This window comes from Polaribacter batillariae (assembly GCF_017498485.1).
Classification (GTDB): Bacteria; Bacteroidota; Bacteroidia; order Flavobacteriales; family Flavobacteriaceae; genus Polaribacter; species Polaribacter batillariae.
Window position 1 is genome coordinate 282,855 of record NZ_CP071795.1, and the last position, 12,745, is coordinate 295,599.

Annotated in this window: 14 protein-coding genes; 7 read left to right on the forward strand and 7 right to left on the reverse strand. The window is 30.0% G+C overall.

Features of this window, described 5'->3' with window-relative positions; translation table 11 throughout:
• Window positions 1-3 precede the first annotated feature (3 nt).
• Both JL193_RS01245 and JL193_RS01250 read left to right on the forward strand, forming a co-directional pair.
• Window positions 4-492: a DUF6452 family protein gene (locus tag JL193_RS01245; RefSeq protein ID WP_207972106.1), complete on the forward strand. Its 489-nt coding sequence runs from the start codon at window positions 4-6 to the stop codon at window positions 490-492.
• Window positions 473-1,192, forward strand: coding sequence for a DUF6048 family protein (locus JL193_RS01250; protein WP_207972107.1), 720 nt, complete (start codon window positions 473-475; stop codon window positions 1,190-1,192). The genes JL193_RS01245 and JL193_RS01250 overlap by 20 nt, the downstream gene beginning before the upstream one ends.
• Before the next feature lie 229 nt (window positions 1,193-1,421).
• Here JL193_RS01250 and JL193_RS01255 read toward each other — a convergent pair whose 3' ends face one another.
• The 4 genes from JL193_RS01255 to JL193_RS01270 all read right to left on the reverse strand — a co-directional run bounded on the left by JL193_RS01255 (window position 1,422) and on the right by JL193_RS01270 (window position 3,536).
• Window positions 1,422-1,964, reverse strand: a complete 543-nt coding sequence (locus tag JL193_RS01255; RefSeq protein WP_207972108.1) for a GFO_1091 family lipoprotein — start codon at window positions 1,962-1,964, stop codon at window positions 1,422-1,424.
• Window positions 1,965-2,045: 81 nt separating this feature from the next.
• Window positions 2,046-2,564, reverse strand: a complete 519-nt coding sequence (locus tag JL193_RS01260; RefSeq protein WP_207972109.1) for a GFO_1090 family protein — start codon at window positions 2,562-2,564, stop codon at window positions 2,046-2,048.
• A 41-nt stretch (window positions 2,565-2,605) separates the two neighbouring features.
• Window positions 2,606-3,040: a PG0215 family putative anti-sigma factor gene (locus JL193_RS01265; protein ID WP_207972110.1), complete on the reverse strand. Its 435-nt coding sequence runs from the start codon at window positions 3,038-3,040 to the stop codon at window positions 2,606-2,608.
• Window positions 3,027-3,536: a GFO_1088 family ECF-type sigma factor gene (locus JL193_RS01270; RefSeq protein ID WP_207972111.1), complete on the reverse strand. Its 510-nt coding sequence runs from the start codon at window positions 3,534-3,536 to the stop codon at window positions 3,027-3,029. Before JL193_RS01270 ends, JL193_RS01265 begins: the two co-directional genes overlap by 14 nt.
• 166 nt (window positions 3,537-3,702) lie before the next feature.
• On the opposite strand from JL193_RS01270, the gene JL193_RS01275 reads away from it, so the two are divergent.
• Together JL193_RS01275 and JL193_RS01280 are read left to right on the forward strand one after the other, a co-directional pair.
• Window positions 3,703-5,160, forward strand: coding sequence for a S41 family peptidase (locus tag JL193_RS01275; RefSeq protein WP_207972112.1), 1,458 nt, complete (start codon window positions 3,703-3,705; stop codon window positions 5,158-5,160).
• Between the two features lie 2 nt (window positions 5,161-5,162).
• Window positions 5,163-6,653, forward strand: coding sequence for a GFO_1087 family putative carboxy terminal peptidase (locus tag JL193_RS01280; protein WP_207972113.1), 1,491 nt, complete (start codon window positions 5,163-5,165; stop codon window positions 6,651-6,653).
• Window positions 6,654-6,904: 251 nt separating this feature from the next.
• Here JL193_RS01280 and JL193_RS01285 read toward each other — a convergent pair whose 3' ends face one another.
• Both JL193_RS01285 and JL193_RS01290 read right to left on the reverse strand, forming a co-directional pair.
• The gene (locus JL193_RS01285) at window positions 6,905-7,807 is read right to left on the reverse strand and encodes a DUF72 domain-containing protein (protein WP_207972114.1); all 903 of its coding nucleotides are present in this window, start codon (window positions 7,805-7,807) and stop codon (window positions 6,905-6,907) included.
• Between the two features lie 190 nt (window positions 7,808-7,997).
• Window positions 7,998-8,966 (reverse strand): patatin-like phospholipase family protein, encoded by a 969-nt coding sequence (locus tag JL193_RS01290; protein ID WP_207972115.1) that lies wholly within the window; start codon window positions 8,964-8,966, stop codon window positions 7,998-8,000.
• A gap of 204 nt (window positions 8,967-9,170) precedes the next feature.
• Here JL193_RS01290 and JL193_RS01295 point away from each other — a divergent pair, with 204 nt between their 5' ends.
• Genes JL193_RS01295 through pepT form a run of 3 tightly spaced genes read left to right on the forward strand, consistent with a single transcriptional unit; the run spans window position 9,171 to window position 12,018 of the window.
• The gene (locus JL193_RS01295) at window positions 9,171-10,214 is read left to right on the forward strand and encodes a WD40/YVTN/BNR-like repeat-containing protein (RefSeq protein ID WP_207972116.1); all 1,044 of its coding nucleotides are present in this window, start codon (window positions 9,171-9,173) and stop codon (window positions 10,212-10,214) included.
• Window positions 10,215-10,218: 4 nt separating this feature from the next.
• Window positions 10,219-10,773 (forward strand): hypothetical protein, encoded by a 555-nt coding sequence (locus JL193_RS01300; protein ID WP_207972117.1) that lies wholly within the window; start codon window positions 10,219-10,221, stop codon window positions 10,771-10,773.
• A 3-nt stretch (window positions 10,774-10,776) separates the two neighbouring features.
• Window positions 10,777-12,018, forward strand: coding sequence for a peptidase T (gene pepT, locus JL193_RS01305; RefSeq protein WP_207972118.1), 1,242 nt, complete (start codon window positions 10,777-10,779; stop codon window positions 12,016-12,018).
• 143 nt (window positions 12,019-12,161) lie between these two features.
• Here pepT and JL193_RS01310 read toward each other — a convergent pair whose 3' ends face one another.
• Entirely contained in the window at window positions 12,162-12,701 is a 540-nt protein-coding gene (locus JL193_RS01310) for a 1-acyl-sn-glycerol-3-phosphate acyltransferase (RefSeq protein ID WP_207972119.1), read from the reverse strand.
• Between the last annotated feature and the right edge of the window lie 44 nt (window positions 12,702-12,745).

Genomic DNA, 12,745 nt, shown 5'->3' on the forward strand with positions numbered 1-12,745 from the left:
TTTATGAAAAAAACATTTTTGTTTCTATTGTTAATTTTCGCCTTTATTTCCGCTTGCGAAAAAGACGATTTCTGTTTACAAAATCCTGTTACACCACGTTTGGTAATTACTTTTTTTGATGACACCAATAGAGAAACTCCTAAAAGAGTACAACGTTTTTCTTTAATTGCAGAAAGCAGGGTTGATAGTTTGTTTACAGGTATATCTACGTTCGACAGCATTGCGATTCCTCTAAACCCAAATGCGTTAGAAACCAAATATACACTTAAAAAAAACACCGTAAATGGTGCTAAGGTAGATAACGAATTTGCAACTTTTACAATTACTTACGAGACTGAACAAGAGTATGTTTCTCGTTCTTGTGGCTATCGAGTTATTTTTAAAAATGTAACATTTTCTACAGAACCCAATACTTGGATTACCGATTTTACACCTACAACATTAACAACTATAGACAATCAAAATTCCGCTCATGTACAAATATTTCATTAGCATTTGTTTCCTTTTTATTTTTGTTGATGGTTTTTCACAAGAACAAAAAAAAGATTCTTTAACAATAAAAGAAAAAGATAGTATCGTTTACAAAACAGGTTATGGCTTACGTATTGGAATTGATATTAGCAAACCTATAAAAGCACAATTCGATGGTTCTTATAGCGGTTTTGAAATTGTTGGAGATTATAGAATAAAAAAGAATTTATACTTAGCTGCAGAAATTGGCTATGAAAAAGAAACCAATAACGAAGATTATACAAATTCAACAGCCAAAGGAAATTACATTCGTTTAGGGGTTAATTACAACGCGTATAAAAATTGGTTGGACATGAATAACGAAATTTTTGTAGGCTATAGATATGGTTTTAGTTTGTTCGAACAAACATTAAATAGCTACACTCCTAATACATCAAGCAAAGATTTTGGTAACTATTTTCCTGTAAACACAATTACAGTTCCGCAAACTACAACAGGTTTAAATGCACATTGGTCCGAGTTAATGATTGGTATAAAAGCAGAAACTTTTAAAAACTTTTTTATCAGTTTTAGCGCTTCTTATAAAATAATGATGAGCGTAAAAGACCCAGAAAATTTTAAATCGTTATATGCACCTGGTTTTAATAGAATTTTTGAAAGCAATACTGGTTTTGGTTTTAACTATACCATTTCTTACTTAATTCCTTTTACCAAAAAATAATTTTTTAATTCAATTATTCTAAAATAGTTGTGCAAATAAAAAAAGAAGCTGTCACAAAAGTAAATTTAACTGTTATTTTTAGCATTACTAAAATCAAAATATATTTTAATTGAAAGTAACTAACATAGTTGTCTAAAATTCTAAAATTCAATAAATAAGATTTCTATATTACGTCGAAATGACAAATGTTAATCTTTCGAGACAGCTTCTGAGTGTTATTTCTAAAGATTTACATTCCTTTAAAAATATTTGCAAATTGTTCTAAAGAAGCGTCGTCTTTATCTAATTTAACGCTATTTATCATTTCAATTACTTTGGCAGGATTCATATTATCTCCTAATAACCTTGCGACTCCTACTCCTTTTTTGTCTCCATAAGCAAAAACAATTACTTCATCTAATGCGTCTGTATCTCCTGTGTAATAAACTTTCATGTTCATTTCCTTCATTTTTACAGACATTAAATTTTTGTAATCTTTGCTAGAAAAAATATTCTTTAAAGTTGCTTTTTCTTTTTGATAAGCAGCTTCATTATCTTTGGTCTTTACCAAATAAGCTACATTAATTTTTTTAATGCTTTTTATAGTTTCTTTTACATCGTTAGAAACATTCGTTTTTGGAGTTAATAAAGAACTTACAGGTAAATCTCCAGACACAAAACCTTCTTTTTCTGGAACGCTTACTAAATATTGTTGTAGCGATTTTTCGTTTTTACAAGAAGTTGCAAAAACAACCAAAAACAACAAAGTACATATTGTGGTTAATTTTCTCATTGTGTATTTTTTTAAACAAACTTGTAGCACTTATAAAATAAATACTACAAGTTTTAGATTTGTAATTAAGAAGCTTAAAAATTAATTTTTATGCTTTCCGTTTGTAAATGTATCTGCTAAATCCGACATTTTATTAATATCAATATTTCCGGTTAAAGAAACAATCATTGCTTTAGACATGCCATTCGTTTTTTTATCAACTCCTTTAATAAACATTAAAACTTCACTTACATAATTTTTATTTTTTGTTGATTGTACATAGATTTTAATTCGAGAATCGTCTTCTTTTATTCGCATTAACTCTGTTAAATTCTGTTTTTTAATAGAATTATTTACCATTGTTTCCATTTTATTGGCAATGGATTTGTCGTCTGAAGAAAACATTCTAAATTCTTTTAATTCTTTAATCATTTCAAAGACTTGCATTACTTCGTTACTTTTAGTGTCTTTAGGTTTAAACTTATTTAAAAGTTCGAAAGCATCTTTAGAAACAACGACCATATCTACGCCATCCATATCTTCTAGTGAGTCGAAAAACGACTGTGCGCTTGTTGCCATTGGTGCAACAATAAATGCTAATAATATTATTATTTTTTTCATAATTTCTCTTGTTTACTTGGTTTTACTAATTTTTACTTGGTTTATTTTAATATCTTATTTACAGTATTTTCATATACATACAAATTGGCTACTGCATTTTCTCCTTTTTTTAAATTTGTAGAAAGCAATTCTAGCCCTTTACTTACTTGTGCGTATATTTTTTCTGCTTCTTTTCTTTGTTGATGTTCGTTATATGTATGTTTTCCAACAAATACGCTAAACAACAATACTACAGATGCTGCTACAGACAACCATTTAAAGTTTTTCTTATTCGATTTCTTAGGTTCTAACTTTATGGTTTTTGTGTACGTTACATCTTTAGCGGTGGTAAAATAATTAAACATATATGCATACTCTTGCAAATGAGGTGCCACGTTTTCTTCTTTAAAATAGTTTTTTAAAACGGCTTCTTCTTGCAAAGTAGTTTCTGCGTTTAAATATTTTTCTACTAATTTTTCTATGTTAGCTAACTCCATAGTTGTGTTTTTTTATTAATTCTTGTCTTATTGTTTTTCTCGCCCTTGATAATGCCACTCTTACTGCTGTTGGTTTCATATCTACCATTTTGCAGATTTCTTCAAAATCGTATTCTTCGATATCTCTAAGTTGAATGATAATTTTTTGTTGTTCTGGTAAATTTTCTATCAATTTGTGTACTTGGTTTACACTGTCTTGATATTCCATTTTTTTATCTAAAGACGTATCTTTTTCTTTATAATTACTGTGCACTAATGTTAAGTTACTTGCTTGTTTCGATTTTAAGCGATCGTAACAATAATTCTTTGTCATTGTCATTGCAAATGCTTCTACATTATTATAATCAGCGATTTTTTCTTTGCTTTTCCATAATTTAAAAAACAGTTCTTGTGTAGCATCCTCAGCTTCTTCTGTAGAGACTAACAATCGTTTTGCTAAACGAAACACTTTGTCTTTAAACGGTAAAACAACTTTTAAAAAGTCTGACTGGTTCATTTCTTGGGTTTCTTTTTTTGTAAATCTTTCTTCTTATTGCTTTCTTATTTTTAGATTTACATTATTACGACGAGACACAATTTATTTTGTTACAAGATATTTTAAAAATAATACTATTTATACGTAAATTGCGTTAACTTTAGTACAGAAACTATATCTTTATTTAATGAAAAACTATTTAAAAGCTTTTTACTTACTTTTTTTAGCAATTTCTTTTACCCAATGTTCTAAAGAATATAAAGTTCCAGACGATTTGGTCGTTCACGATTTTGTATGGAAAGGGTTAAATGCTTATTATTTGTACCAAGATCAAATTGAAGATTTATCTGACAGACGTTTTAATTCGGATATTCAATTGAATAATTATTTAAGCACTTTTGAAGATTATAACGAATTATTTTCTTCTTTATTAATTGCAAACGATGCAAAATCTACTTTAGTAGAAGATTACAATATTCTTTTAGAGGATGTTCCTTTAAGAGCAACTGTTACAAACGGAATGGAGTTTGGCATTATTGCTGAAGAAGGAGAGCCTGATAATGTTATTGGTTACGTAACACATATTTTACCGGGCTCGAATGCCGCATCAAAAAATATTAAACGTGGAGAATTTTTTAACGCTGTTGATGGTGTACAATTAACAAGAACCAATTTTATCGATTTATTATTAGATGGCGCAGATACTTTTAATTTAAACATAGTAAGTTTCGATGGTACAACTGTTACTCCAAACACAAAAACCGTTTCTTTAACTAAAGAAAATTACACATATCCTACTACTTTTTTAGAAGAAATAATACCAATTGGGGCAAACAATATTGGGTATTTAATGTACAACAACAATTTTTCTAAAAATTACATTTACGAATTAAACACTACTTTCTTAGATTTTAAAAATGCCAATGTTAACGAACTCGTTTTAGACTTACGTTACAATATAGGTACAGGAAGTTTTGCAAGAGATGTCGCAAAATTAGCAAGTTTAATTACAGGGCAATTTGCAAATAACACTTTTGTAAAAGAAAAATGGAACTCGAAAGCACAGCCTTGGTTTGAGCAAAATCAACCAGATTCTTTAATAACAAAATTTCCAACAAAATTAAATGCAACTACAAATTTTAATAGTTTAAACTTAACAGACGTTTATATTGTATTAAATGGAGATAATTTTTCGGGTTCTTCTACAATCGAATTATTAATAAATAGTCTAAAACCCTATATAAATGTACATTTAATTGGCACACAAACCGCAGGAAACAACACTGGTTCTATTACTTTATATAATTCAGACGATTACGATTTCGGAAACAGAAATATGTCGCACACAGTCGCTTTACAACCTGTAGTGTTAAGTTTCTATAATAAAGACGACCAAACTTACGAAAACGGATTTACACCCGACATTATTTTGTGCCCAAATGAAGATATTTTAAACCTTGGAGAACTTGGCAAGCGTTCGGATCCTATTTTAGACCGCGTTTTAACCTATGTATCTTCTGGAAATACTGGCACAAATGTTGTTTGTAACTCAAATAACTTCGAGTTTATTTATAACTCTATAAGTGCACAAAGAGAAATAGACAAAGGAGTTTTTATAAACCAAGATTTACCTAATACAAATTAAATATGAAAAAAATAATTTTTGCAAGTTTTTTAACAATTTTATTTATAGCGAGTAGTTGTAGTAAAAAAGAAGAAGAGAACGAAATTACAGAACCAGATTTTGTAGTAACTTTAGATGATGAGATTAACTTTTTTATATGGAAAGGATTAAAAAATTATTATCTATGGGAAAAAGATGTTTCAGATTTAGCAGACGATAGATTTAATAATATCGAAGAATTATATACTTATTTTAGAAATTACGATTCTCCTGAAAGTACTTTTAATAATTTATTATTTCGACCAGGAAATGTAGATCGTTTCTCTTGGATTGTAGATGATTATGTTGCTTTAGAAAATTCTTTTCAAGGAATCAATACCACAACAGGAATGGAGTTTGGTTTAAAAAGATATCAAAACAGTAATACCAATGTTTATGGATATGTTAGATATGTAATTCCAAATTCTAGCGCTGCTACAGAAAAAGTAAAAAGAGGTATGATTTTTAGCTCCGTAAACGGAACACAGCTTACAGACAGTAATTTTAGAACATTATTGTTTGGAAACAATAGTTCTTTTTCAATTGGTTTGGCCAATTATAATAACGGAAATCCTATTTCGAACGGAACAACCATTTCTTTAACAAAAGCCGAAGTACAAGAAAACCCAATTGCTGTATCTAAAGTAATTACAGAAGGTAATAAAAAAATAGGGTATTTAATGTACAACCAATTTGCGCGTAATTACGATGGAGAGTTAAACGCCGTTTTTAATTTTTTAAAAGCAGAAAATGTAAGCGATTTAATTATCGATTTAAGATACAATGGAGGTGGCTCTATTACAACTGCTTCGTATTTAGGAAGCATGGTTACAGGGCAATTTGGTGGACAAGTATATTCGAAAGAAGTTTGGAATGAAGCAATAACCAAAGGAACTCCTGCAGATCGTTTTATTAATAATTTTCCAACTAAAATTAGAAATACAGATAACACAGGAAATGTTATTTTAGAAGAAAACATAAATAGTTTAGGTTTAACAAAAGTATATTTTATTGTTTCTGGAAGTACAGCATCTGCATCTGAACTGGTAATTAACTCGTTAAGTGCTTATATAGATGTAGAAGTAGTTGGTACCACAACCGTAGGAAAACAAGTAGGTTCTATAACCTTATACGATTCTGAAAGTTTATTTAGAAATGGCAAAAACTTAAACCCCAAACATACATATGCGATGCAACCCATTGTTTTAGAAATTACCAATAAAAATGGAGAAAACTACCCCAATGGAATTGTTCCTGGAACCAACTTTACGGGTATTAATTTAGCAGAAGACGTTGGAGATTTAGGAGTTTTAGGAGAACGTTCGGACCCACTTTTAGATAGAACGTTAACATATATTTTAACAGGTAAAAAGACTTTTGGTAAGAATAAAGCTTCTTTTGTAAATACAGAAGAAATTTTTAATTCGAAATTGGCAACTCCAGCAAGCAATAATATGTTTACAGATTTTAAATAAAAAAGTAATTTTTAATATTTAAAAAGAGGCTGTCACAAAAATAAATTTAATGGTTATTTTAAGCATTCCTAAAATCAAAATATATTTTAATTGAAAGTAGCTAACGCAGTTATCGAAAAATCTAAAATACTGAAATTCAATAAATAAGATTTCTCCATTACAGTCGAAATGACAAAATTACAGTCGAAATGACAAATTTTTATACTTTCGAGACAGCTTCTTTTTTTACCATTTGTGTAAGTGGTACTCGTTTACAGTAAACTCATTTGTCCGTTTTTGTTGGTTGTTTTTTCATTCGGAATTTTTAAATCCATTTGAAATGCAGTATTTATTTTATTGATAAAATGCGCAGCTAACAAAGGCGATGCCAATTCTAAATTCTGATGAATAAAAAAATGAATGTTCTGCAAACCAGCATTATTCCATTCTTTTAACCTCTTAACCCAATCATCTAAACGATTGTAATCTGTAAGATGGTTTGCACCCACATACCGTATAAAAGCCTCGTTATTGGTTAAACGCATGTGCATCATATCTCTTCTGCCAGCAGTATCTACCAAAACATTGGCAATCTTATTTTCTTCTAAAAGTTCATAAAAATCATTCGCTATTTCTTTGTCTGCAAACCAATCTTTGTGCCTTACTTCTACTGCCAAAGGAAAATCTTTTGGCCAACTTTCTACAAAGTTTTGTAGCACATTAAAATTCTTTGGACCAAAATTTGCGTGTAATTGTAAGAAAATCGTTCCTAATTTTTCTTGAAGATGGCTAAAATTATCTATATAAGAATTGGTAACTTCCTCCACTCTATTTAAACGTTTCCAGTGACTAATTTCTTGACCCAATTTCGGAAAAAACTTAAAATTCGCTGGGGTTTTTAATTTCCATTTTTCGAATTGTTGCGCTGGAAAATTTCTATAAAAAGTAGCATTTAACTCAATAGCATTAAACTGTGTCGCATAATATTCGAGCTCGTCTTTAGTACCTCTTGGATAAAACCCTTTTAAATCTGCTCTGTTCCATTTAGCACAGCCTATATACATAGAAGGTTTTTCGTTTTTTTTATATTTTTTCAAAACACGAAAAGTATCTGGAGCTGTTTCTGGTAAGGTAAAATCTATAATTTCTGGATTTTCTACTTTTCCGAATTTCATTTATTTTATTTTTTTACAGGTTTTTTCAGTAATTTAAAAGCTTTAATTATTCAATAAAGCTGGTAAAACAACCTTAGTTTAAATTTTTAATCCATACCAAAAGCAGGCTATTTATTTCTGCTAGTTTTTGTAAAAATGATTGTTAAAAGAAAAAAAATGCCTACAATTGGTATAACTTCAAAAAAAAAAATTAAATATTCAGCTTCTCTGCATCTTCTTTAGAATCTTCCATTTCTTGGTCTGTTAAAACATCTGGTCTAAATTCACTCATTTTTTCCTCTTCTTTCGATTTAGCATATTTAAAGCCAGATTTCCACCATTTACTCATTAAATTTTTATCGAAAACTAAAGAGTTTGTTGTTAAAACAGTTGGTGTATAATACAAATTAAGCTTTACACCTTTGTTAGAGGCTGCTAATTTTCCAATGGTAATATTGTGCCTTTCTACGTGTGTTAGCATAAAATCGAACACATCAAACAACAACGAAAATGGGTTTTTAGATGGCAATCTATTAAATTGAGTAACTTCTGTTTCTAAAATAATGGCATCAATTTCTGTAGCACCTCGTAAAATGGCTTCTCGAATCGGAATTAAAGATCCAAAACCTCCATCTGCATATTGGCAATAATCTTTCTCTAACAAACTCATAAAAGGAACATAGTTGCAAGAACCCCAAATCCAGTCGCAAAAATCTTCATAAGTACAGTCGTTTATAGACTTATATTCAATTTGATTGGTTGTTAAATTAGAAACTGTAACCACCACTTCTTTATTGGCTGCTCTAATTTTAACATACATTTCTTTGGTAATATTTCTTTTAATAAGCGCACGCAAATTCTTACTTTCTCCAAACGTTTTTCTACCATTTAAAATATTCCATAAGGTATTTAAATGATTTATCGAAACCACCTTTTCACCAGCTACTTTTCTAATTTTAAAAGGATTATTACTAAAAATCGTTTCTTGATTTACGTTGGTGTATAAGCTTTTCAATTCATCAATCATTCCCATAGCCAAATGCGAAACCATTAAACTTCCTGTAGATGTTCCTAAAAAAAAATCGTAATCTTTACCTTCATTTTTCATAAGGTATTGTGCAACTCCACCAGCAAATGCCCCTTTACTTCCTCCTCCAGAAATTACCAATGCTTTTTTCATTATTTATTTTAATTTGTTTACTTAAAAAAGAATTTCTTTAACCTATTGCCTAAAGATATCCCATAAAATTGTTATTTCCTTGAAAAAGGGAATCTAAAATAAAGCTTTTACGACCTTTTTTATTCAGAAATATTAGCACGAATGTATTTAAAGCTTCATTCGTCTTAAAAAAACCTTTACTTTAGTCGTATAAAAATATCAAAAATGAAAAGAATAATCGTAATTATTTTTGCTTTCCTTCTTTTAATTTCTTGCAAACAAGAATATCAACCAAGAAATATAGAAACAATTTCTATAAAAGAATTTAAAATCGAAGATTCTAGCATTCGTGCAATTCAAGTTTTAGACAGTACAAGTGTTTTTTATGCAGGTTCTAAAGGAGACGTTGGTTTTACTACAAATAGAGGTGCTTTATGGAATGCATTGCACATTAAATACAAAGATTCTATCACTCCACATTTTAGAAGTTTAGCTTTTAATGGAAATGATTATTTTGCATTATCTATAGGAAATCCGGCATTGTTATATAAAATTTCTGATGGAAACTTCACCTTAGTTTATACAGAAGAAAATGAAAAAGTATTTTATGATGCACTTACTTTTTTTGATGATAATTTGCATGGAATTGCAGTGGGAGATCCTACAGAAAACTGCGCATCTATTCTTATAACAGAAGATGGTGGAGAAACTTGGAACAAAATTCCGTGCGAAAATTTACCAGAAATTACAAAAGATGAAGCTTTCTTTGCTGCTAGTAACACAAATATTGCCACAATTGGAAGCACTGTTTGGATTGCCTCTGGAGGTGGAAAAGCAAGAATCTTAAAAGCGACCAATTATGGTAAATCTTGGCAAGTTTTCGAGACTCCTTTTGTACAAGGAAATGGTCCGCAAGGTATTTATTCTATCGATTTTTACGATAAAAATAATGGAATTGCAATAGGTGGAGATTACTCTAAACCAAAAGAAAACATTGCAAACAAAGCAGTTACAACAGATGGAGGAAAAACGTGGACAATCGTTGCAAATGGAAAAAGCCCCAATTACAAAAGTTGCGTACAATATGTGCCAAATACAAACGGAAAAGAGGTTTTTGCAGTGGGTAAAACCGGTGTTTCTTTTTCTAACGATGGTGGAAAAACGTGGAAAGATGTTTCGAAAGACGGTTATTACAGCATTCAATTTGTAGATAAAAATAATGCCTGGTTAAGTGGGCATCATAAAATTGGAAAATTAAACTTACAGTAATTTTATGAAGCATTTTATTCTTGGAATTGCAGCTACACTGCTACTCTATTCTTGCCATCGTCGAACCGATCTTCAAAAAGAATGCGATTGTAAAGAGGTATTTGTAGAAAATTTAGAAGAAATAAAAGACGCTAAACACCTTTTTTCTCTACAAATTCCAAAAGATTGGAAAACAAACCTATACACAGATGCCCGTCAATCTTCCATTTATTGTGCAGATACGATTAAAGAACTTACAAAATCGTTGCTTTTAGATGTAAATTATATAAATACTTCTGTTATTTTTACTGATATTTTTAAATTGAAAATAGAGCAAGAAAATTTATCAAAAAAACACATTCAAACAAAAGCAAAAGAAATAACCTTTTTAAACAAACCAAGTTATTATACCGTTTCAATAGGTAAAAAAGGAACATTTAAGTATCGAATCTTACAAATATTCACGAAATTAGATGCCGAAAACTCGTTAATGGCAACTGCCCAAATATATGGAGACTCTTTAGTAAATAGAAGAATTTGTAAAGCAATTAGCTTATTAGAAAAAATAAAAATACCATAAAAAATGATTGAGAAAAAACACATTACAGACAGGTTTATAAAATATGTTACCATAGATACAGAATCAGACCCTAATAACCTAGCTTTTCCGAGTACAGAAAATCAGTGGAATTTGGCAAAAACGCTCGTAAAAGATTTAACGGATATTGGAATGCAAGACATTACTTTAGATGAAAATTGCTATATCATGGCAACTCTACCAAGCAATATCGAACACAGAGTACCAACCATTGGTTTTATTGCTCATTTAGATACAAGTCCAGATTTTACAGGTAAAAATGTTACACCACAAATTGTAGAAAATTATCAAGGAAACGATATTATTTTAAATGAAGAAAAAAACATTGTACTTTCTCCAGATTATTTCGAAGATTTGTTGCAATACAAAGGACAAACTATAATTACCACAGATGGCACCACACTTTTAGGTGCCGATGACAAAGCTGGAGTTACAGAAATTGTAACTGCGATGGAATATTTAATAAAACATCCAGAAATTAAACACGGTAAAATTAGAATTTGCTTTACACCAGATGAAGAAGTTGGCAAAGGAGCTCATAAATTCGATGTAAATAAATTCGATGCAGAATGGGCATACACTATGGATGGAAGCCAGATTGGAGAGTTAGAATACGAAAATTTTAATGCAGCAAGTGCCAAAATTACCATTACAGGTAAAATTGTACATCCAGGGTATGCAAAAGGTAAAATGATAAATTCTATGCTTATTGCCAACGAGTTTATTGCCTCACTTCCACCAGAAGAAGTCCCAGAAAAAACAAGTGGTTACGAAGGTTTTTTCCATTTGCACGATCTTACAGGAAATGTAGAAAAAACAGTTTTAGAATACATCATTCGCAATCACGATTTAGATTTGTTTGAAAAAAGAAAATATTTAATGCAAAGAATTGCCTTCGATTTTAACGAACGTTTCAACCAAGATTTGGTCGAAGTAGAAATTAAAAATCAATATTTTAATATGAAAGAAAAAATTGTTCCTGTAATGCATATTGTAGATATTGTAGAAGAAGTAATGACAGAAATAGGAATTACACCCATTATAAAACCAATTCGTGGAGGAACAGATGGCGCTCAACTTTCTTACAAAGGCTTGCCTTGCCCTAATATTTTTGCAGGCGGGCATAATTTTCATGGGCGTTTTGAGTATGTTCCTGTAGAATCTATGATAAAAGCAACTGAAGTAATTGTAGGAATTGCAGCCAAAGTTTCCGAAAAATATGCATAAAAAAAGTCTCCAGGAAACTGGAGACTAATGTCATAGCATATGCTATTAAATGTAAATGTTTGATAACAAAGCCCCTAATCTTTATTAAAAAACGAATTACATCGTACAAACGTAATCATTTTTTATTTATTAGATATCATGTTTTATGATAATTCAGGGTTTTTCCCTTTTATATTCTTATAAAAAGCTTTAAAATGTTTAAAATCGGCCTCTTTATTACCTGTTATGTAGTAAGCTTCAGAGATTTTTACCTTTTTATTTTCGAAATCTAAAGTTGCCATTACAATAGGTACATTGGCTCCTTTTGCGATATAATAAAAACCTGTTTTCCAGTTTTCTACTTTTTTTCTAGTCCCTTCTGGAGAAAGTCCCAAACGAAATTCTTCTTTATTGTTAAAAATATCGATAATGGAATCTACCAAATTATTATTTTTAGATCTATCTACAGGGGTGCCACCCAATGCTCTAAAAAAGTAGCCAAAAGGCCATTTAAATAGAGAGTTTTTTGCAATAAAATGCACCATAGTTCCTAAACTCATTCTAGTTAAAATTGCAATCGGAAAATCTATCCAACTTGTATGTGGCGCAGCAATCACAACATATTTTTTAGGATGTTTTGGAAAACCGCTTTCAATGTTCCAACCTAAAATGGTGTGCAAAATAAACTTGGCAAATCTTTTCATTATAAATTATTAAAACATTTGTTTACAAAAACATTTTATAATGG

Coding starts and splice junctions, on each gene's coding strand:
- JL193_RS01245 (WP_207972106.1), top strand. CDS start 4: ATGAAAAAAACATTTTTGTTTCTATTGTTAATTTTCGCCTTTATTTCC.
- JL193_RS01250 (WP_207972107.1), top strand. CDS start 473: ATGTACAAATATTTCATTAGCATTTGTTTCCTTTTTATTTTTGTTGAT.
- JL193_RS01255 (WP_207972108.1), bottom strand. CDS start 1,964: ATGAGAAAATTAACCACAATATGTACTTTGTTGTTTTTGGTTGTTTTT.
- JL193_RS01260 (WP_207972109.1), bottom strand. CDS start 2,564: ATGAAAAAAATAATAATATTATTAGCATTTATTGTTGCACCAATGGCA.
- JL193_RS01265 (WP_207972110.1), bottom strand. CDS start 3,040: ATGGAGTTAGCTAACATAGAAAAATTAGTAGAAAAATATTTAAACGCA.
- JL193_RS01270 (WP_207972111.1), bottom strand. CDS start 3,536: ATGAACCAGTCAGACTTTTTAAAAGTTGTTTTACCGTTTAAAGACAAA.
- JL193_RS01275 (WP_207972112.1), top strand. CDS start 3,703: ATGAAAAACTATTTAAAAGCTTTTTACTTACTTTTTTTAGCAATTTCT.
- JL193_RS01280 (WP_207972113.1), top strand. CDS start 5,163: ATGAAAAAAATAATTTTTGCAAGTTTTTTAACAATTTTATTTATAGCG.
- JL193_RS01285 (WP_207972114.1), bottom strand. CDS start 7,807: ATGAAATTCGGAAAAGTAGAAAATCCAGAAATTATAGATTTTACCTTA.
- JL193_RS01290 (WP_207972115.1), bottom strand. CDS start 8,966: ATGAAAAAAGCATTGGTAATTTCTGGAGGAGGAAGTAAAGGGGCATTT.
- JL193_RS01295 (WP_207972116.1), top strand. CDS start 9,171: ATGAAAAGAATAATCGTAATTATTTTTGCTTTCCTTCTTTTAATTTCT.
- JL193_RS01300 (WP_207972117.1), top strand. CDS start 10,219: ATGAAGCATTTTATTCTTGGAATTGCAGCTACACTGCTACTCTATTCT.
- pepT (WP_207972118.1), top strand. CDS start 10,777: ATGATTGAGAAAAAACACATTACAGACAGGTTTATAAAATATGTTACC.
- JL193_RS01310 (WP_207972119.1), bottom strand. CDS start 12,701: ATGAAAAGATTTGCCAAGTTTATTTTGCACACCATTTTAGGTTGGAAC.